Source organism: Cupriavidus taiwanensis (genome assembly GCF_900250115.1).
Classification (GTDB): domain Bacteria; phylum Pseudomonadota; class Gammaproteobacteria; order Burkholderiales; family Burkholderiaceae; genus Cupriavidus; species Cupriavidus taiwanensis_B.
The window spans coordinates 594579-614811 of record NZ_LT984804.1; the positions used below are offsets into that span (position 1 = coordinate 594579).

Genomic DNA, 20233 nt, shown 5'->3' on the forward strand with positions numbered 1-20233 from the left:
CCAACCCTCTCCCACGGTGTGGGAGAGGGGAGCGTCTGCGTGAGGCGGTAGCAAGCACTTGCGCTTTCGCGTGCCCGAGCCTGGACCTCATCCCATCGTACCTGCCCCTGCCGCCGCCTCATCGTCCATTCGGCCTAAGGCCTATCCCGCAGCCACGCCACGATCCGCTCGGCGGCCTGTTCGGGGCTGTCGCCGGTGGTGTCGATGCGGATTTCCGGATGCTCCGGCGCTTCGTAGGGCGAGTCGATGCCGGTGAAGTTCTTCAGCTCGCCTCGGCGCGCCTTGCGGTACAGGCCCTTGGGGTCGCGCTGCTCGGCCACGGCCAGCGGCGTGTCGATGAAGACTTCGATGAACTCGCCGTCACCGGCCAGTGCGCGCGCCATCTCGCGTTCCGAGCGGAACGGCGAGATGAACGACACCAGCACGATCAGCCCCGCGTCCAGCATCAGCCTGGCGACTTCGGCCACGCGCCGGATATTCTCGATGCGGTCGGCTTCGGAGAAGCCCAGGTCCTTGTTCAGGCCATGGCGCACGTTGTCGCCATCGAGCAGGTAGGTGTGGTGCCCCAGCGCGTGCAGACGCTTTTCCACCAGATTGGCGATGGTGGACTTGCCCGCGCCGGACAGGCCAGTGAACCAGACGATGCGCGGTGACTGGTGCTTGAGCGCGGCATGCGCGCGGCGGTCGACGTCGATGGCCTGCCAGTGGACGTTCTGCGCCCGGCGCAGGGCAAAGTGCAGCATGCCGGCGCCGACCGTGTTGTTGGTCAGGCGGTCGATCAGGATAAAGCCGCCCAGCTCGCGGTTGCGCGTGTACGGGTCGAAGGCCACCGGCTGGTCCAGGTGCAGGTTGCACACGCCGATCTCGTTCAGCTCCAGCGTGCGCGCGGCCAGGTGCTCCAGCGTATTGACGTTGACCTTGTACTTGGGCTGGGCCACGGTCACGCCCACGGTGCGCGTACCGAGCTTGAGCAGGTAGGGGCGCCCGGGCAGCATGGCGTCCTCGTTCATCCATACCAGCGTCGCTTCGAACTGATCGGCCACCGCCGGCGGGTCTTCGGTGCAGGCCAGCACGTCGCCGCGGCTGATGTCGATCTCGTCGGCCAGGGTCAGCGTCACCGCCTGGCCGCGCATGGCCTGCTCGCATTCGCCGGCGGCGCCGACGATGCCGGCCACGCGGCTTTCGCGGCCGGAGGGCAGCGCGCGCACGCGGTCGCCACGCCGGACCACGCCGGCGCTGACGGTGCCGGCAAAGCCGCGGAAGTCCAGGTTGGGGCGGTTGACCCACTGCACCGGCAGCCGGAACGACTCGTCCTGCGCGGGCACGTGGTCGATCGGCACGCTCTCGAGGTAATCCATCAGCGTCGGGCCCTGGTACCACGGCGTATTGGCGCTGGCTTCGGTGATGTTGTCGCCGCGCAGCGCGGACATGGGGATGCAGACGATATCGGTCAGTCCGATCTGCCGCGCGAACTCGCGGTATTCCTTCTCGATGCGCGTATGGACCTCGCGCGAGTAGCCGACCATGTCCAGCTTGTTGACGGCCAGCACCACGCGCCGGATGCCCAGCGTCGAGACCAGGTAGCTGTGGCGGCGGGTCTGGGTCTGCACGCCGCGGCGCGCATCGACCAGCAGGATGGCCAGGTCGGCGGTGGAGGCGCCGGTGACCATGTTGCGGGTGTACTGCTCGTGCCCGGGCGTGTCGGCGACGATGAACTTGCGCTTGTCGGTGGCGAAGAAGCGGTAGGCCACGTCGATGGTGATGCCCTGTTCGCGCTCGGCGGCCAGGCCGTCCACCAGCAGCGCGAAGTCCAGGTCCTCCCCCTGCGTGCCCATCTTCTTCGAGTCGGCCTCGAGCTGCGCCAGCTGGTCTTCGAACAGCATCTTCGATTCATACAGCAGCCGGCCGATCAGCGTGCTCTTGCCGTCGTCGACGCTGCCGCAGGTGATGAAGCGCAGCAGGCTCTTGCTTTGCTGGGCACGGAGATACCGGGCGACCTCGTTCTGCGCGCCGGTGGGTTGCGCCATCGCCGGCGCGTTGTCGATCAGGGTTTGCATCAGAAGTATCCCTCCTGCTTTTTCTTCTCCATCGAACCGGCCGAATCGCTGTCGATCAGCCGTCCCTGGCGCTCCGAGGTGGTCGCCCGCAGCATTTCCTGGATGATGCCGCCGAGCGTGTCGGCGTCGCTCTCGATCGCGCCGGTGAGCGGGTAGCAGCCCAGCGTGCGGAAGCGCACCTTGCGCAGCTGCGGGGTTTCGCCCGGACGCAGTGGCAGGCGTTCGTCGTCGACCATGATCAGGGTGCCGTCGCGTTCGACCACGGGCCGTTCCCTGGCGAAGTACAGCGGCACGATCGGGATCTCGTTCAGGTAGATGTATTGCCAGATGTCGAGCTCGGTCCAGTTCGACAGCGGGAATACGCGCAGGCTCTCGCCCTTGCGCTTGCGCGTGTTGTACTGGCGCCAGAGTTCGGGGCGCTGCATCTTTGGGTCCCAGCGGTGCTGCGCGGTGCGCACCGAGAACACGCGCTCCTTGGCGCGGGACTTCTCTTCATCGCGGCGCGCGCCGCCAAAGGCGGCGTCAAAGCCGTAGTGGTCCAGCGCCTGCTTCAGGCCCTGCGTTTTCCACACATCGGTGTGGACGGCCGAGCCATGCTCGTGCGGGCTGATATTGCGCGCCAGCCCTTCGGGGTTGATGTGCACGCGCAGGTCCAGCCCGAGCCGGGCCGCGGTCTGGTCGCGGAACGCGATCATCTCGCGGAACTTCCAGGTGGTATCGACATGCAGCAGCGGGAACGGCGGCCGCGCGGGATGGAAGGCTTTCATCGCCAGGTGCAGCATCACCGCGCTGTCCTTGCCGATCGAATAGAGCATGACGGGGTTCTCGCATTCCGCCACCACCTCCCGCATGATGTGGATGCTCTCGGCCTCCAGTTGCTCCAGGTGGGTCAACATCGGGGTCTCCTTTTTTACGCTTGGTCCTCTGGGTTTGCCGGTGCCGCGCAGGGTTGCCGCGGTCGTCCGGCATGGGCCAAAAGGTAGCGAGCCGGGGGCCTGCGCCACTTCGTCCGGGCGGACTAAGAAATCGCGGGCCGCGGCGCGCATTTCCTAGTCCACCCGGACGAGGAAGGAGCCGCCCTGCGCTGGGTATCGTTGCTGCGCCGACGAACCACGGGAGCAGGCAGATGGCGATATCCGCCGAAGACCAATTGCTGAGCGGCCAGACCTGGGCCGAGTTTTGTGATGTGCTCAAGCGCAGCGGGCAGCAGATCCTGCGCCCGGAAGCGCCGACCGACGCGCTCACGCGCGCCGAGGGCTTCCGCTACCTGAGCCGCTTGCTGCGCATTGCGCTGGAAATGCACGTGGAATTCGCCGATCCGGCATTCCCCGGTTTCTTTTCGCCGTCGCACGAGACCGCCAAGATCGGCGCCGACAATCCGGACAACCTGTACCGCTATGCGCGGCTGGACGGCAGCGCGGCGTACCGCATCCGCGGACGGCGCGGCACGGTGGCGTACCTGAGTTTCGGCACGCAGAAGGGCGGCTACGAAACCGACGGGCGCATGGTCCAGACCGGCTTTATCGACAGCAACAAGCTTGCCGTCGAGCAGGACGGCAGTTTCGAGATCACCCTCGGCGCCCAGCCGCAACCGGGCAACTGGGTGCGCATGGAGCCGGCCACCAATGCCCTGGTGGTGCGCCAGACCTTCCTCGACCGCAAGGCAGAAACGCCCGCCGAATTGCAGATCGAGCGCATCGACGCCCACGGCAAGCCGCCGGCGTTGAGCGCGGAGCGCCTGCACGCCGGACTGCTGCGCGCCGCGGGTTTTGTCGAGGGCACCGCGCGCATCTTTGCCGACTGGGCCCAGGGGTACGGCGGCCACGTCAACGCCCTGCCGCCGGCGGACCAGGCGGTTTGCCAGGCGGCCGGCGGCGATCCCAACATCTACTACTACCACTCCTGCTGGCGGCTCGCGGACGACGAGGCGCTGGTGGTCGAGGTCGACCGGGTGCCGGACTGCGAGTTCTGGAACTTCCAGATCAACAACTACTGGATGGAATCGCTCGACTACCGCTACCACGACATCTGCCTCAACAAGCACGGTGCCCGGCTCAACGCCAACGGAGGCGTCACCGCGATCCTCAGCGCGCGCGACCCGGGCCTGCCCAACTGGCTCGAAACCGCGGGCCATCACCACGGCACCATGTGCTGGCGCTGGGTCGGCGCGGCGCAGCCGTCGCATCCGCGCACGCGCGTGGTCAAGCTGGCATCGCTCGGTGAACATTCCAGGGAGAACAACGCATGAATGCCATCAACGTGGAACGCCTGCTGGCGCAGGCGAGCGAGCGGGCCGGCGGCCTGGCTGACTTCGGCCCGGGCAACTATCGCGAGGCGCTGCGGGTGCTGTCGGACTCGCTGGCACGCGAGGCCAACCTGTCGCCGCAAGGCGCGCACATGCTGGCAGGCAAGCTGCAGGCCCAGCTGGTGAACCGGCTGGTGGTCCAGGACTACTGCCGGCGCCATCCGGAGATCCTGCAGGAACGCGTGGAAGACCCGCTGGTCATCGTCGGCCTGCCGCGCACCGGCACCACGCTGCTGCAGCGCATGCTGGCCACCGACGCGCGTTTCAGCTCGGCGGCGTGGTGGGAGACCCGCTATCCGGCCCCGCTGCCGGGCGAGGACGTGCGCGACCCCGGCCGGCGCATCGCCGCGGCGCGCGAGGAAGTCGCGCAGATGATCCAGCTCATCCCGGACATCCTCGCGATCCACCCGCTCGACGCGATGGCCGCCGACGAGGAATTCATGCTGATGGAGCATTCGTTCCTGTGCGCGATGGATTCCTACGCCAATGTGCCGGCCTACACCGGCTGGCTGGCGCGGCAGGACCACACCGAGGTCTATGCCTGCCTGAAGACCATGCTGCAGTTCCTGCAGTGGCAAAAGCGCCAGCGCGGTGAGACCTCGGCGGTGCCGGCGCGGCGCTGGGTGCTGAAGACCCCGCAGCACCTGCATACGCTGGAGGTGCTGTTCCGGGTGTTCCCCGGCGCGCAGGTGGTGCTGACCCACCGCGATCCGCTGCAGACCATTCCGTCGATGGCGAGCATGGCGCATACGCTGTGGAAGCTGTACGCCGACGATCCAGACCCCGCCACGGCCGGCCGCCAGTGGAGCGAACAGATGCGGCGCGGCACCGATCACGCCATGGCCGTGCGCGACGCCATGCCCGCCGAGCGCTTCCTCGACGTGCGCTTCGAGGATACGGTGCGCGATCCCTTCGGCGTGGCGCAGGCGGTCTACCGCTTCGCCGGCATGCCGCTGACCGAGGCCGCGCGCGCCGGCATGTGGGCCTGGATGGAAAGCAACCCGCGCAACCAGCGCGCGGCGCACGCCTACACGCCGGAACGGTTCGGGCTGAGCCAGGCGCAGCTGGAGCGCGATTTTGCCGGTTACCGCGCGCGGTATCTTCAATGAGCTGTGGCCTCCCAACTCCCGCTTGCGTACTCCCTCTCCCGCTTGCGGGAGAGGGTTGGGGAGAGGGCGGGAGTATCCACGAAGTAAAGGCTGTCGCTATTTCACACGCCTGCCCTCTCCCCCGGCCCCTCTCCCGCAAGCGGGAGAGGGGAGCACACAATTGGCCTTTCTGACAGGCTCTCAAGAAATCGAAACAGGAGACAACCCATGCTGCTGAAAGACAAGATCGTCATCGTATCCGGCATCGGCCCCGGACTGGGCATCAAGCTCGCTGTAGAAGCGGCGCGCGAGGGCGCCCGCGCCGTGGCGATCGCCGCGCGCACCGCCGCGAAGCTGGACGAGGCGCAGGCCCGCATCGACGAACTGGGCGCGGACTGCGAAGTCCTCAAGGTGGTGACCGACATCACCGACCGCGCCCAGTCGCGCCACCTTGCCCACGAGACCCTGCGCCGCTTTGGCCGCATCGACGCGCTGGTCAACAGCGCCTTCCAGCACGGCAATTTCCCGGAGCCGGTGGAAGCCGCCGACCTGGACGTGTGGCGCCAGGTGTTCGACACCAATGTCTTCGGCACCATGACGCTGACGCAGGAGGTGGCGGCGCTGATGAAGCCCCAAGGCGGCGGCGCCATCGTGATGATCAACACCCAGGCCACGCGCAAGCCGATGCCGGGGGAATCCGGCTACGCGGCGTCCAAGGGCGCGCTGGCGGTGGCGGTCAAGTACCTGGCACGCGAGCTGGGGCCGCATGGCATCCGCGCCAACAGCATCTTCATGGGCTGGATGTGGGGCGCGCCGGTGCAGGGCTATGTGCGCCACGCCGCCGCCGAGCAGGGCGTGAGCGAAGACGCGGTGATGGCGCCGGTGACCGCCCAGATCGCGCTGGGCCGCATGCCGAGCGACGACGACTGCGCGCGCGCTGCGCTGTTTCTCGTGTCAGACTACGCCAGGGCCATCACCGGCGCCTCGCTCGACGCCAATGGCGGCGATTTCATGCCCTGAGCCGCCCGACCATCACAAGCCTGCCATGACACGCTACTTTGCCTTCAACGGCGACGCCGACGGCCTGTGCGCGCTGCAGCAGCTGCGCCTGGTGCAGCCGGGCGAGGCCGCGCTGGTTACCGGCGTCAAGCGCGATATCCGCTTGCTCGAGCGCATCGACGCGCGCGCCGGCGATACCGTGACGGCGCTCGACATCTCGCTCGAACAGAACCGCGACGGGCTGCTGCGGCTGCTTGGCGCCGGCGTCCGGGTGGACTACTTCGACCACCACCACGCCGGCGCGCTGCCCTCGCATGCCGGGCTGCGCGCGCATATCGACGAGGGCGCGCAGGTCTGCACCAGCATCCTGGTCGACCGCCACCTGGGCGGGCGCCACCGGCGCTGGGCGGTCACCGCCGCCTTCGGCGACAACCTCGGCGAGGTCGCGCGCGGCATGGCGGCGCAGCTGGGGCTGGACGCGCGCCAGACGGCGGTGCTGGAACGGCTGGGCACCTGCCTGAACTACAACGCGTACGGCGAGTGCGTGGCCGACCTGCATTGCGATCCCGGCGAACTGGCGCAGCACATGCTGCCCTTCGCCGACCCGCTCGACTTCGCCGCGCAGTGCGCCACCTACACGCTGCTGTGCCAGGGCTACGAGGACGACATGGCGCGGGCGCGCCGGCTGTCGCCCGTGCACGAGGTGCCCGGCGCCGCGCTTTTGGTGCTGCCCGACGCGCCGTGGGCGCGGCGCGCGGTCGGCGTGCTGGCCAACGAGCTGGTGCGCGGGCGGCCCGGCGATGCCATCGGCCTGCTGTCGCCCAGGTCCGGCGGCGGCTTCGTGGTCAGCGTGCGGGTGCCGGCGCACAGCGTGACCGGCGCCGCCGACTTCTGCCGCGCCTTCGACACCGGCGGCGGCCGGCGCCTGGCCGGCGGCATCAACCACCTGCCCGACGCCGACGTCGAGCGCTTCACGCGCAGCTTTGCCGACTGCTTCGGCGCGCCACTCAGCGCGGCGGGACAAACTCCGTCACCTCCAGCTCGAAGCCGGTAACGGCGCGATACGGCACAGGATGGCTCAGCAGGCGTAGCTTGTGCGCGCCTACGTCGCGCAGGATCTGCGCGCCGACGCCGAGCGCGCGCTGCGCGAAGGCGGGCGCGGGCGCCGCGGCGGCGGGCGCGGCCAGCCGCTCCAGCCGCTGCTGCGGCGATTCGCGCTCGTCCAGCAGCACCAGCACGCCACAACCCTCGGCGCCGATCCGTTCCAGCGAGCGCTCCAGGTTCCACGCCGGCTGCGCGGGCGTGCCGAAGGCCAGCACGTCGCGCTGCATCTCCACTGCCTGCACGCGCGTCAGCACGGGGGTGTGCGGGTCGGGCTGGCCCAGCACCAGCGCCAGGTGCAGCGCGTCCACCGGCGCGTCATGGTAGGCGTGCACGGTGAAGCGCCCGAACGGCGTGGCCAGTTCGGTCGAGCAGGACCGGCGCAGCGTGCCCTCGGTCAGCAGCCGGTGGTGGATCAGGCCGCTGACGGAAACCCCCGGCAGGCCGTGGCGCTGGGCGAAGGCCAGCAGGGCGGATCCGCGCAGCAGTTCGCCGTCGTCGTCTAGCACCAGCGCATAGGCCCCGGCGGCGACGCGTCCGGCCAGCCGGGGCAGGTCGGAGCACGCTTCGGCAAAACCCGCGCGGCGCAGCACGCCGTCCGGCTGCGCCACCACCGGGAAGATATGGCCGGGCTGGACCAGGTCGGGCGGGCGGGCGCGCGGCGCGGCCGCCACGCGCAGCGTCAGCGCGCGGTCGGCGGCCGAGATGCCGGTGCTGACGCCGCTGGCCGCCTCGATTGACACGGTGTAGCGCTCGCGCTGGCGCTGGCCGGCGGCCATCGGCGGCAGCTGCAGCAGCGCGCGGCGGGCCTCGGTGATGGCCATGCAGACCAGCCCGCGCGCCTCGGCCGCCATGAAGTTGACATCGGCCTCGGTGGCGCGCTCGGCGGCCACCAGCACGCAGCCGGTGGCTTCGGCGGTCTCGTCCTCCAGCACCACCACGCGCTGGCCGGCGGCGAGCGCTGCCAGCACCTCGGCCATCGGCGCCAGGACGGTAGCGGGGCTCATGCCGCCTCCTGGCTGCGGTCGTTGCCGAAGGCCTGGCGCAGCGCCGCGGCGGCGGCATCTAGCACGTGGCTGGCGGCCTCCATCACCCCTTGCATGCTGGCGAAGCCATGGATCTGGCCGGGCCAGCGGCGCACGGTGGCGCTGCCACCGGCGCGTTGCAACGCCGCGCCGTAGGCCTCGCCCTGGTCGCGCAGCGGATCGAATTCGGCGGTGATGATGGTGGCCGGCGGCAGGCCGTGCAGGTCGCGCTGGCGCAGCGGGCTGGCGCGGACATCATCGGCGTCGGCGGGCGTGGCCAGGTACTGGGCGCGATACCAGTCCAGCTCCGCGGCGCCGAGGAAGTAGCCCTGCGCGCAGTCGCGATAGCTGGCGCTGGCCGCGGCGCCATCGCTGCAGTCCAGCCAGGGATAGAGCAGCAGCTGGTGCCGCAGCGCGATGCCGCTGCCGCGCAGCTGCTGGCACGCCACCGCGGCCAGGTTGCCGCCGGCGCTGTCGCCGGCGACGGCCAGCCGGGTCGGGTCGGCCCCGAGTTGCGCCGCATGGGCGGCGGCCCAGCGCACCGCGGCGACGGCATCGTCGGCCGCGGCGGGGAAGCGGGCCTCGGGCGCGAGCCGGTAGTCGACCGACAGCACCAGCGCGCCGCTGCGCCGGGCCAGGCCGCGGCAGATGTTGTCGTGCGAATCGAGCCCGCACAGCACGAAGCCGCCGCCGTGGAAATAGATCACGAGCGGCAGCGCCGCGTTGCCATCGGCCTGGTTGGGCTCATCGGGCCGGTACAGGCGCGCCTGCAGCGGACCGGCCGGGCCGTCGAGGCTGAGGTCTTGCTGCGCGGCGACGGCGTCGCCGGGCGCGAAGCCGGGCATGGCTGCCAGCGCGGTGCGGTAGTCGGCGGCCCGCAGCGTGGCGAAATCGGGGCTGGGCATGGCGGCCATGGCGTCAAGCATGGCGCGGGCCTGGGGATCGAGCGGCATGGTGGCTCCTGAAGGGCGAGGAATCGGGTGTGGAGGCCGACGGCAAATCAGGCCTGCAACGCGAACGACGGCGCGCTGCCGGCGGCAATGCCCTGCGCGCGCGCCAGCGCCGCGTGCGCGGCCTGCGCGTGCGGCAGGATCCAGAACTGGCCGGCCGAGACGCCATCCAGGATCACGCGCGCGGCCTGGTCTGCGGTCAGGCCTGCGGCGATGCCCGTGCGCAGCGCGCCGTTCATCTGGTGCACCTCTTGCGGCGCGGCGCCGTCCAGGTCCGCCGCGATGCGGGTGGCAACCGGGCCGGGGCAGACCACCGACACCTTGATCGGCAGGCCCGCCGCCTGCAGCTCCAGCGCCAGCCCTTCGCTCAGCGCCACCACGCCCTGCTTGGACAGGGTGTAGGGCGCCAGCCAGGGCCCCACCGCGAGGCCCGCCATCGACGCTACGTTGACGATATGCCCCGAGCCCTGCGCCGCCATACGCGGCACGAAACAGCGCAGCGCATGCAGCACGCTCCACAGGTTGACGCGCATGACCTTGTCGAACACTTCGGGCGGCAGTTCCCAGCAGCGTCCGGTGGCGAGCACGCCGGCGTTGTTGAACAGCAGGTCGACGCGGCCCAGCTGCCGGAAGCTTTCGTCGCACAGGTGCGCGATCTGCCGCGCGTCGGCGACGTCGGTGGGCACGGCGACGACGCTCGCGCCGTCGCGTGCCAGCGCCGCGCGTGCGGCTTCGAGCGCTTCGGCGTCGATATCGGCCAGCGCCAGCGCATAGCCTTGCGCGGCCAGCGCGTGCGCCAGCGCCAGCCCGATGCCGCCGGCTGCGCCGGTGATCACTGCGGCCTGCTGCCGCGGGTTTGCCGCCATGGTGAAGATCTCCTGAAAACGGCGGCGTCCATCGCCGCGCATGGCTCCTTGTAGCGGCGGCGCGGCGCGCGGGCATCGTCTGTTTGGGTAAGGAGGCCCCTGCGCCACGATTGCATAGGGGTTTGCCCTTGGCGGGCGGGCATGGGTCTGTCCTTAGTCTGTTTGGGGTATGTGTTTGCGCCGCCGCCGCGTGACGATGGGCCTGTCCCGCGGGACTAGTCCGGCCGGCGTGCGTGGCCGGGCTGCCTAGGGCAAACCATGAAGGCGGGGGCCCAGCCGCGACCCCTTTGCCGTCCCTATAATCGGGGCACAAAAAAGAGGGCCACAGAGCCCGCACAAGCCAGCGGCCCGGCTCGTCCGGAGCGCTGAGCACGCCACAATGGAGACAGAGGAAATGCTGATGGAGGTTAGCCAGAGCCAGGCGGCCGCACACCTGTTCGCGCAGGCGACGGTGTCGCTGTCGGAATTCAGCGCATTGCTGGGCAATATCTACCAGGGCCCGATGGAGCAGGTGCCATGGGGCAAGGCGCTGGAGCAGATCCGGCGCCAGCTCAATGCCAATTACGCCACGCTGATCCTGCGCTCGCCGGCCACCGATCGTCCCGGGCTGATGATCAACGCGTCCGAGCATGGCTCGACCCTGCCGGGCGAGACCTCCTACAACAACTACTACTACGCGCTGGACCCGTTTATCGGGCTGCCGTCGGACCGGGTGGTGACCATCGACGAGCACGTCGGGCCCGGCATGTGGTGCAAGAGCGAGCTGTACCTGCAGTTCCTCAAGGATGTCGGCATCCGCTACATCCTGGGTGCCGACCTGCGCACCGACGACGGCGTGGAATGCCGCTTCCGCGTCTGCCGCGACCATGACGGCCCCGACTTCTCCGCCGCGGACAAGGCGCTGTGCACCTCGCTGCTGCCGCACCTGAAGCGCGCGGTGGACCTGCACTCGCGTCTCGACGTGGTCGAGTCGGAACGTACCGTCTATGCCAGCGCCATCGACCGCATGCTGGTCGGCATGGTGATCCTGGACGAGTCGGGCGCCATCATCAAGACCAATGCCGCCGCCGATGAAATCCTCGGCGCCAAGGATGGCATTCGTGTCGCCAAGGGCGGGCTTGACGTCGAGTACGGCCAGGAGAACCGCAAGTTCCAGCGTTTGCTGCGCCAGGCCATGATGGGCCACCTCGGCACAGCGCCGGCGCTGATGGAGGCGATGTCGATCACGCGCCCGTCGGGCAGCGCCAGGCTGGGCGTGCTGATCCGCACTATCCCGCTGAGCGAGTGGTCCGAGGACAACCGCAAGCGCCCCGCCTGCGTGGTGTTTATCCGCGACCCCGAACGCCGTTCGCAGGCCTCGCACGAGGTGGTGCGCCAGCTGTTCGACTTCACCCCGGCCGAGACGCAGCTGGCGCTGCAGCTGGCCAACGGGCTCACGCTCGATGAAGCCGCGGACGAACTCGGCATCAGCAAGAACACCGCGCGCGCGCACCTGCGCGCGATCTTCTCCAAGACCGGCGTGACCCGCCAGGCCACGCTGGTGCGCATGCTGCTGAGCAGCGTGATCTCGCTCGGCTAGGGCAAGGCGTCAGGGCTTTGCGCTGAGCACCAGCGCAAAGCCCTCCGGCGTGCGCAATACCGCGCGCGTCTCGTGCGGACCCTGCGCCGCGGGCTGCGCCACCGTGGCGCCGGCATCCACCAGCCGCGCCATCGCCGCGGCAAGATCGACTCCCTCGTCCACCTTGAAGGCCAGCGCCGGCTGGTCCACCAGCCGTTCCTCGCCGGCCACCAGCGCCAGCGTCAGCGCCCCCGCGTCGAGCGCGCAATAGCGGCCGCCGTCGCGGAACTTGAGCGGCAGTCCCAGGGCTTCGGTGAAAAACGGCAGCGCGGCGTCGAGGTCCGCAACGGGGTAAAGCAGCAGCCTGGCTTGCATGGTGTCTGTTCCTTTCGATAGGCGCGGGCGGATTGCCCGGTGCCCATGATAGGGACGCGCCCGGCGCGGCTCATAATCCAATCAGACGATGTTGCGACGTCTCGCGCCGACCACACTGCGATCACACAGGCCGCTTCCGGCCCAAGGCGCAGCGCCTCGCAGTGCCCCGGATGCGGTCCTGTACCGCCAAACCAAGAGGGGACTGCAATGCGTTTTTCGTTGATCTATGAAGCCCAGACCGTCGATGCCTCGCGCGCCGGCGACCACAAGGTGTTCGATGAAATCATGGAACAGGTGGTGCTGGCCGAGGACATGGGCTTCGACGTGGTCTGGGCGGTGGAGCACACCGCGCTGACCAACTACGCGCACATGAGCGCGCCGGAAACCTTCCTGGCCTTCGTCGCCGGGCGCACCCGGCGCATCGGCATCGGCCACGGCGTGGTGTGCCTGCCGCCGGCAATGAATCATCCGGTGAAGGTGGCCGAGCGCATCGCCACGCTCGACATCCTGTCCGGCGGCCGCGTGCATTTCGGCGTGGGCAAGGGCGGCACGCAGCAGGAGGCCGGCACCTTCGGCTATGACCTGAACAGCCTGCACCCGATGATCGACGAATCGATGTACCTGATCCCGAAGATCATGACGCAGGAAGAGATCGAGCACGACGGCGAGTTCATCAAGATCCCGCGCCGCCCGATCCATCCCAAGCCGCGCCAGGACCCGCACCCGCTGATGTACCTGGCCTGCACCAATGCCGACACGCTGCAGCGCGCCGGCGCGCGCGGCATGGGCGCGCTGGTGCTCGGCTTCGGCGGACCGGAGGATGTGGCGAAGAAGAACGAAATCTACCGCGCCGCGTGGGAGAGCCGCAAGGCCGAGGACCAGGTGGGCTTCCGCCCGCACCAGCACCTGGCGGCGCTGTGCCCGACCATCGTGCTCGAAGACGGCCTGGCCGCGCGCAAGATCGGCATCAAGGGGCAGCGCTATTTCATGGAGTCGCTGTCGTACTGGTATGCCGGCGGCGAGCGTCCCGATCCGTCGGCGTGGGACGACGAGCATGTCACGGCAACCGATGCGCAGGGCAAGGCGGTGATCAACACGAAGTTTGCGTCGGAGAAGGTGTCAGTGGACTTCAGCGATCCGTCGATGATGATGCTGAACCCGAACCATGCCTATGGCACGGTGGACGACTGCATCGGCTACGTGCAGCGGCTGATTGATGCCGGGGCCGATGAAATCCTGTTCATCTGCCAGATGGGGACGGTGCCGCAGTGGGCGCAGCTTGAGACCATCCGCAATATCGGCGAGTACGTGATACCGCATTTCCGCAAGCAGGGGAGGAAGCTGCGGGCGCTGGCGTGAGTTGCGCAGGCTCTGGCTCCCCTGCGGTTTGCTCCCCTCTCCCGCAAGCGGAACAGAAGCACGCAAGCGGGAGTTTGAAGACCCGAGGCAAATGCTTCCGCCGCGGGTTTGCTCCCCTCTCCCGCTTGCGGGAGAGGGGCGGGGGAGAGGGCGGGCGCGTGCCATAGCGACGGCCTTCACTTCGTTGATGCACCGGCCCTCACCCCAACCCTCTCCCGCAAGCGGGAGAGGGAGCACGCAAGCGGGAGTTTGAAGACCTCAGGCAAATGCTTCCGCCGCGGGTTTGCTCCCTCTCCCGCAAGCGGGACAAGGAGCACGCAAGCAGGAGTTTGAAGACCCGAGGCAAATGCTTCCGCCGCGGGTTTGCGCCTCTCTCCCGCTTGCGGGACAGGGGCGGGGGTGAGGGCCGGCGCATCCACGAAGTCCCCTCGGCACAGCGCGACATAGCTAGTCCCAACAGACGATGGCACGCCGCCGCGCCGGTGCAAACATCGGTGCCAGCCACAAAACCAGGCAAACAAGGAGACCGCGGTGCATCACGACGACAACCCCAAGGAACTGGCCGCACGCCTGATTGCGCGTGCCGAGCAGATGATCCCGGCGCTGGCCGAACGCGCGGCTCGGGCCGAGGCCGACGGCCGCATTCCCGCCGAAACCATTGCCGAGATGCAGGCCGCGGGCTTGTTCAAGGTGCTGCAGCCGCGCCGCCACGGCGGCTACGAGCTGGAGCCGCAGACCTTCTTCCGCATCCAGATGGCGCTGGCCCGCGGCTGCATGTCCACTGCCTGGGTCTACGGCGTGGTCGGCGTGCACAACTGGCAGCTGGCGCTGTTCGACGAGCGCGCGCAACAGGAAGTATGGGGCAACGATCCCGCCACAATGATCGCCTCGACCTACATGCCGGTGGGCAAGGTCACGCCGGTGGCAGGCGGCTACCGCTTCTCCGGCCACTGGAAGTTCTCCAGCGGCAGCGAGCTGTGCGACTGGATCTTCCTCGGCGGGCTGGTGCCGCCGGCCGAGCCGGGTGGTGCCTATGACTACCGCACCTTCCTGCTGCCGTGCTCGGACTACAAGATCGTGCGCAACTGGGATGTGCTGGGCCTGCGCGCCACCGGCAGCCACGACATCGTGGTCGACGACGTGTTCGTGCCCGACTACCGCACCCATCGCGCCGTCGACGGCGCCATGGGCACCAGCCCCGGGCTGGCGGTCAATGACGTGCCGCTGTACCGGCTGCCGTTCGCGCAGATCTTCGTGCGCGCGGTCTGCACAGCCTGCATCGGCGCGCTCGAAGGCACGCTGGACGACTTCGTTGCCTACGCCGACGGCCGCGTCAGCAGCAACGGCGGCAGCAAGACCGCCGAAGACGGCGGCGCGCAGCTGGCCTGCGCCAGCGCGCAGGTGGCCATCGACGAGATGCGGACCATCCTGGAGCGCAACTTCGACGAGCTGCTGGCGGTGGCGCGCGACGGTGGCCAGGTCGACACGCCGCGCCGCCTGCATTTCCGCTACCAGGCGGCGCAGGTGGCGGAGCGCTGCGCGCAGCTGGCCAACGGCCTGCTGCGCTACGCCGGCGGCAACGGCATCTACCGCAGCAACCCGATGGTGCGCCGCTTCGTCGACCTGCACGCGGCGCGCGCGCACTACGCCAACAACATGGACCGCTTTGGCCAGAACCTGGGCGGCGTGATGATGGGCCGCGCCAACACGGATTTTTTCATCTGAGCCGCCCCGGCATGAGGACCCAACATGAGCCAGAGCAGAGCGCGCATGCAGCCCGGCGAATTTGACGTGGTGGTGGTCGGCTCCGGCGCCGGCGGCATGCTGGCCGCCTGCCGCGCCGCCGACCGCGGCCTGTCGGTAGTGGTGCTGGAGAAGAGCAGCCAGTACGGCGGCACCTCGGCGGTGTCCGGCGGTGGTATCTGGATTCCGCTGAATCACCATATCGAGCCGGCGGGCGGGCAGGACGACTACGCCAGTGCGCTGGAATACGTGCTCGCCTGCACCGGCGAGCACGGCGACCCGCAGCGCATCCGCGCCTACCTGGAGCAGGCGCCGCGCATGCTGCAGTACCTGGAGCAGCAGGCCGGCGTGCGCTACTACACCCTGCCGCGCTACGCCGACTACTTCCAGAAGCTGCCGGGGGCGATGCCGGGCTACCGCGCGCTCGACCCGATGCCGTTCGACGGCGCGCGGCTGCGCGAAGAGTTCGACCGGCTGCGGCCGCCGTCGCCCGGCACGCTGGTGGGCGGGCGCGTGGCCGTGACCTCGGGCGAGGCGCACGCGCTGCTGTGCCGCTCGCCCGGCTGGTTCGGGCTGGCGCTGCGCGAGTTCGCCCGCTACTGGCTCGACCTGGGCTGGCGCCGCAAGACCCGGCGCGATCGCCGCCTCACGCTCGGCAACAGCCTGGTCGGCGGCCTGCGGCGCGCGATGATGGATCGTGCGATCCCGCTGTGGCTCGATACCGCGCTGCAGGACCTGATCGTCGAGGACGGCGCCGTGCGCGGCGTGCGCGCCGTGCAGGACGGCCGCGTGGTCGAGATCCGCGCGCTGCGCGGCGTGATCCTGGCCGCGGGCGGCTTCGAGCGCAACCAGGCCATGCGCGAACAATACCTGCCGCAGCCGACCCGGGCCGCCTGGAGCGCGACGCCGCCGAACAATACCGGCGACGCCATCCGCGCCGCGCAGGCGGCCGGCGCCGGCGTGGCGCTGATGTCGCACGTGTGGGGCGCGCCCACGCTGCAGGTGCAGGGCGAAGAGAAGCAGCGCGCGCTGTTTATCGAGCGCGCCATGCCGGGCTGCCTGGTGGTGAACGGGCAGGGCCGGCGCTTCGTCAACGAGGCCGCGCCGTACTCCGAGTTCGTGCCGGCGATGTACCGCGACCACCAGCAGAGCGGATGCAGCGTGCCGGCCTGGATGGTGTTCGATGCCACCTTCCGCCACAAATACCCGTGCGGGCCGATCCTGCCGGGCTCGGTGATGCCGGACCGCAGCATCCCGGCCAGCCTGTCCGGCATCCTGGTGCGCGCCGACTCGCTGGCGCAGCTGGCGCAGAAGATCGGCGTGGATGCCGAGGGCCTGGCCGGCAGCGTCGCGCGCATGAACGACTACGCCGCCACCGGCGTGGACGCCGAGTTCGGCAAGGGCGACAACCTGTTCGACACCTACTACAGCGACCCCGCGGTGCGGCCCAACCCCTGCCTCGCGCCGATCGGCAAGGCGCCGTTCTACGCGGTGCGGCTCGATGCCGGCGATATCGGCACCAAGGGCGGCCTGGTCACCGACGCCAGCGCACGCGTGCTGCGCGATGACGGCAGCGCCATCGCCGGCCTGTTCGCGATCGGCAATACCAGCGCCTCGATGATGGGCACCAGCTATCCCGGTGCCGGCTCCACGCTGGGCCCGGCGATGACCTTCGGCATGATCGCCGCGGACGTGATTTCGCAGCATGCGCGGCAGCCCGCCGCCACGCACCCCGCTCAACCTGTACAGGAGGCTCTATGAGCGCCAGACCCCAATCCAGTCCGGATTCCAGCGCCGAAGCCGGTGGCGCGCTGCGCGATGACATGCTGAAGGCGATGCGCCGCATGGCCCGCTCCGTTGCCGTGATCAGCTGCCGCGACGGCGAGCGCCGCTATTCGATGTCGGTGACCGCGGTCGATTCGCTGTCGGCCGATCCGCCGTCGCTGCTGATCTGCATCAACCGCAACTCGTCGATCTATCCGCCGCTCGATGCCGGCGCGGACTTCTGCATCAACCTGCTCGCCGCCGACCATCGCGATATCGCGGTGGATTGCAGCGGCCGGCTCAAGGGCGAGGAACGCTTCACCAGCGGCGAGTGGGAGGACGACCTGCTCGGCGTGCCGTGCCTGCGCAATGCCCAGGCCAACCTGGTGTGCCGGCAGGACGGCCGCTTCGACTATGGCACCCATGCGGTCTTTATCGGCCGGCTGCGCGAGGTCAGGCTGGCCGGCGAGGTCTCGCCGCTGGTCTATGTCGACGGCGCCTATACCACCTCCGCGCCGCTGCGCGCGCTGTGCTCGGCCTGAGCCCCGGAGGCGCCAGCATGCATCCCGATTCCGTCACGCCGGTCTACGCACCGCTGCGGCTCGATGACCCGGATGCGCATCCGTGGCAGGCAGCCTGCGACGCGGTGGTAGTGGGCTTCGGCGCCGCGGGCGCCTGCGCCGCGCTGGAGGCGGCGCAAGGCGGCGCGCGCGTCATCGTCGCCGAGCGCTTTGAAGGCGGCGGCGCCAGCGCGAAGAGCGGCGGGGTGGTGTATGCCGGCGGCGGCACCTCCTACCAGGCCGCCGCGGGCTATGCCGATACGCCGCAGGCCATGGCGGATTACCTGCGCCAGGAGACCGGCGGCGTCGTCAGCGAGGCCGCGCTGCAGTCCTTCTGCGAGCGCAGTCGCGACATGCTGGCCTGGCTGGAGGGCTTGGGCGTGCGCTTTGCTGCCACCGTGCCGCCGCGCAAGACGTCGTACCCGGCGCAGCCGTATTACCTCTATTACTCCGGCAACGAAGCCGTGCCCGCTTACGCGCGGCACGCTACGCCAGCGCCGCGCGGGCACCGCGTGAAAGGCCCCGGCATGTCCGGCCGCACGCTCTACGGCGTGTTGCGCGGCGCGGTCGAGGCCCGGACGGACATCACCGTCATGCGCCAGACCGCGGCGCGCCGGCTGATCGTCGACAAGAATGGCTCGGTCATCGGCATCGAGCTGTGGCAGGTGCCGCCCGGACGCCACCAGAAGCGCCACGCCCGCCTGGCGCGGCTGGCCGAGCGCCTGCACAACGCCATGCCCGGCGTCGCCGACCTGCTGCGCCGGCGGGTGCTGCAGCTCGAGCTGCGCCATGCGCAACCGGTGGCGGTGCGCACCCGCGCCGTGGTGCTGGCCACCGGCGGCTTTATCTTCAACCGCGCCATGGTGGCGCGCCATGCCGGCAAGTACCTGCAGAACTGGCGCCTCGGCGCGACCGGGTGCGACGGCAGCGGCATCCGGCTCGGTGAATCGGCGGGTGCGGCCGCGCGGCACCTGGAGCGCGTATCGGCCTGGCGCTTTATCAATCCGCCGTTCGACTGGGGCCGCGGCTGCGTGGTCGACGCGCAGGGCGCGCGCATCGGCAACGAGGAAACCTATGGCGCCACGCTGGGCCACGCCATCTGCGAACGGCATGGCGGGCGCGCCTGGCTGATCCTGGACCGCGCGCTGGCGCGCGCCGCGCTGCGTGAATGCCTGGGCGGCCGCTTGTGGGCGTTCCAGGCCTTGCCCGCGGCAATGCTGTTGCTCGCCGGCGCCACGCGTGCCTCCAGCATCGAGGCCCTGGCCGGCAAGCTGGGCATGCCAGCGGCCGCGCTGCGCGCCACCCTCGACGCCTATAGCGCCGCCGCGCGCGGTGAGATTCCCGACCCGGCCGGCAAGTCCGCGCCGATGTGCGCCTCGCTCGAGACCGGGCCATGGGTCGCGCTCGACATCTCGGCGAACTCGCGCGTCTTCCCCTGTCCGGCGATCACGCTCGGCGGGCTGTCGGTGGAAGAGTCCAGCGGCCGGGTGCTGGCCGCGGCCGATGGCGCCTCAGAAGGTGCCCCCATAGCGGGCCTCTACGCCGTGGGCCGGACCGCGGTGGGCATCGCCTCCAACCATTACGTAAGCGGCCTGTCGCTTGCCGACTGCATCTGGTCGGGACGCAACGCGGGCCGCCATCTCGCACAACAGCCTGCCGGCCACCCCATCGGCGGACAGCAGGCGCATACCCACCAGGAGACTACCCATGAGCCGACGTACTGAAGGAAAGATCGCCATCGTCACCGGGGCCGCCAGCGGCGTCGGCAAGGAAGACGCGCTGCTGCTGGCGCGCGAAGGCGCGCGCGTGGTGCTGACCGACCTCAACGAGGAGGCGGGCCACGCGCTGGCGCGCGAGATCGGCGAGACCGCGCTGTTCGTGCCGCACGACATTGCCAGCGAAGCCGGCTGGCAGCAGGTGATGGCGCGCACCGAACAGCGCTTCGGCGCGCCCAGCGTGCTGGTCAACAACGCCGCCATCCTGATGCTGGGCTCGGTCGAGGAGGCCACGCTGGAGCAGTGGCAGCGCGTGATGCGCATCAACGCCGACGGCTACTTCCTGGGCTGCAAGTACGGCGTGGCGGCGATGAAGACGGGCGGCGGCAGCATCGTCAATATGTCGTCGGTGGCGGCGCTCGGCGGCATGGGTGCGTTCTGCGCCTATAGCGCCAGCAAGGGCGCGGTGGCCGCGCTGACGCGCGCCGTCGCGGGCCATTGCAAGCAGAGCGGCTACCGCATCCGCTGCAACTCGATCCATCCGGACGGCATCCTGACGCCGATGACCGCGGCCTTCCTGCCAGGCGGCGCCACCGTGCTGCCCGAGGAAGTCGGCGGGGCCGAGCCGATGCAGCGCATGTGCCATCCGCGCGACGTGGCCAACCTGGTGCTGTTTCTGGCGTCGGACGAATCGCGCTTCATCAACGGCGCGGAACTGCGCATCGACAACGCGCAGACCATCATGGGCGTGGCCTGAGCACGCGCCGG

At 69.8% G+C, this 20233-nt stretch carries 17 protein-coding genes; 11 read left to right on the forward strand and 6 right to left on the reverse strand.

What is annotated here, in order from left to right; translation table 11 throughout:
• Positions 1-134: 134 nt before the first annotated feature.
• Positions 135-2057 carry a sulfate adenylyltransferase subunit CysN gene (cysN, locus tag CBM2586_RS19490; RefSeq protein WP_115689289.1) on the reverse strand — a complete coding sequence of 641 codons (1923 nt, stop codon included), beginning with the start codon at positions 2055-2057 and terminating at the stop codon, positions 135-137.
• The gene (gene cysD / locus CBM2586_RS19495; RefSeq protein ID WP_431194959.1) at positions 2057-3004 is read right to left on the reverse strand and encodes a sulfate adenylyltransferase subunit CysD; all 948 of its coding nucleotides are present in this window, start codon (positions 3002-3004) and stop codon (positions 2057-2059) included. Before cysD ends, cysN begins: the two co-directional genes overlap by 1 nt.
• Before the next feature lie 179 nt (positions 3005-3183).
• On the opposite strand from cysD, the gene CBM2586_RS19500 reads away from it, so the two are divergent.
• From CBM2586_RS19500 to CBM2586_RS19515, 4 genes are all read left to right on the forward strand, one after another.
• Positions 3184-4305, forward strand: coding sequence for a DUF1214 domain-containing protein (locus tag CBM2586_RS19500; protein ID WP_115689291.1), 1122 nt, complete (start codon positions 3184-3186; stop codon positions 4303-4305).
• Positions 4302-5471, forward strand: a complete 1170-nt coding sequence (locus CBM2586_RS19505; RefSeq protein WP_115689293.1) for a sulfotransferase family protein — start codon at positions 4302-4304, stop codon at positions 5469-5471. The genes CBM2586_RS19500 and CBM2586_RS19505 overlap by 4 nt, the downstream gene beginning before the upstream one ends.
• Positions 5472-5678: 207 nt before the next feature.
• A complete protein-coding gene (locus tag CBM2586_RS19510) occupies positions 5679-6470 on the forward strand; it encodes an SDR family oxidoreductase (RefSeq protein WP_115665340.1) in 792 nt (263 codons plus the stop codon).
• Positions 6471-6495: 25 nt separating this feature from the next.
• Entirely contained in the window at positions 6496-7503 is a 1008-nt protein-coding gene (locus CBM2586_RS19515) for an acetyltransferase (protein ID WP_115689297.1), read from the forward strand.
• Here CBM2586_RS19515 and CBM2586_RS19520 read toward each other — a convergent pair.
• The 3 genes from CBM2586_RS19520 to CBM2586_RS19530 are packed head-to-tail and all read right to left on the reverse strand — an operon-like array spanning position 7457 to position 10391.
• On the reverse strand, positions 7457-8557 hold the full coding sequence (locus CBM2586_RS19520) for a 3,4-dihydroxy-2-butanone-4-phosphate synthase (protein ID WP_115689299.1): 1101 nt from the start codon (positions 8555-8557) through the stop codon (positions 7457-7459). The two genes, CBM2586_RS19515 and CBM2586_RS19520, sit on opposite strands and share 47 nt — an antisense overlap.
• Positions 8554-9528, reverse strand: a complete 975-nt coding sequence (locus tag CBM2586_RS19525; RefSeq protein WP_115689301.1) for an alpha/beta hydrolase — start codon at positions 9526-9528, stop codon at positions 8554-8556. Before CBM2586_RS19525 ends, CBM2586_RS19520 begins: the two co-directional genes overlap by 4 nt.
• A 47-nt stretch (positions 9529-9575) precedes the next feature.
• The gene (locus CBM2586_RS19530; protein WP_115666478.1) at positions 9576-10391 is read right to left on the reverse strand and encodes an SDR family NAD(P)-dependent oxidoreductase; all 816 of its coding nucleotides are present in this window, start codon (positions 10389-10391) and stop codon (positions 9576-9578) included.
• A gap of 394 nt (positions 10392-10785) precedes the next feature.
• Here CBM2586_RS19530 and CBM2586_RS19535 point away from each other — a divergent pair, with 394 nt between their 5' ends.
• Positions 10786-11970: a helix-turn-helix transcriptional regulator gene (locus CBM2586_RS19535; RefSeq protein ID WP_115689303.1), complete on the forward strand. Its 1185-nt coding sequence runs from the start codon at positions 10786-10788 to the stop codon at positions 11968-11970.
• Between the two features lie 9 nt (positions 11971-11979).
• On the opposite strand, the gene CBM2586_RS19540 is transcribed toward CBM2586_RS19535, so the two are convergent.
• Positions 11980-12324 (reverse strand): VOC family protein, encoded by a 345-nt coding sequence (locus tag CBM2586_RS19540; RefSeq protein ID WP_115665335.1) that lies wholly within the window; start codon positions 12322-12324, stop codon positions 11980-11982.
• Positions 12325-12531: 207 nt separating this feature from the next.
• Between CBM2586_RS19540 and CBM2586_RS19545 the strand changes: the two genes are divergently transcribed.
• From CBM2586_RS19545 to CBM2586_RS19570, 6 genes are all read left to right on the forward strand, one after another.
• Positions 12532-13683: an LLM class flavin-dependent oxidoreductase gene (locus tag CBM2586_RS19545; protein ID WP_115665334.1), complete on the forward strand. Its 1152-nt coding sequence runs from the start codon at positions 12532-12534 to the stop codon at positions 13681-13683.
• A gap of 531 nt (positions 13684-14214) precedes the next feature.
• A complete protein-coding gene (locus CBM2586_RS19550) occupies positions 14215-15408 on the forward strand; it encodes an acyl-CoA dehydrogenase family protein (RefSeq protein ID WP_115689305.1) in 1194 nt (397 codons plus the stop codon).
• 24 nt (positions 15409-15432) lie between these two features.
• A complete protein-coding gene (locus CBM2586_RS19555; RefSeq protein WP_115689307.1) occupies positions 15433-17187 on the forward strand; it encodes an FAD-dependent oxidoreductase in 1755 nt (584 codons plus the stop codon).
• Entirely contained in the window at positions 17184-17732 is a 549-nt protein-coding gene (locus CBM2586_RS19560; RefSeq protein ID WP_115665331.1) for a flavin reductase family protein, read from the forward strand. Before CBM2586_RS19555 ends, CBM2586_RS19560 begins: the two co-directional genes overlap by 4 nt.
• Positions 17733-17749: 17 nt before the next feature.
• Complete coding sequence (locus CBM2586_RS19565; RefSeq protein WP_115689309.1) at positions 17750-19474, forward strand: FAD-binding protein; 1725 nt, start codon at positions 17750-17752, stop codon at positions 19472-19474.
• Positions 19458-20222, forward strand: a complete 765-nt coding sequence (locus CBM2586_RS19570) for an SDR family oxidoreductase (protein WP_115665329.1) — start codon at positions 19458-19460, stop codon at positions 20220-20222. Before CBM2586_RS19565 ends, CBM2586_RS19570 begins: the two co-directional genes overlap by 17 nt.
• Positions 20223-20233 lie beyond the last annotated feature (11 nt).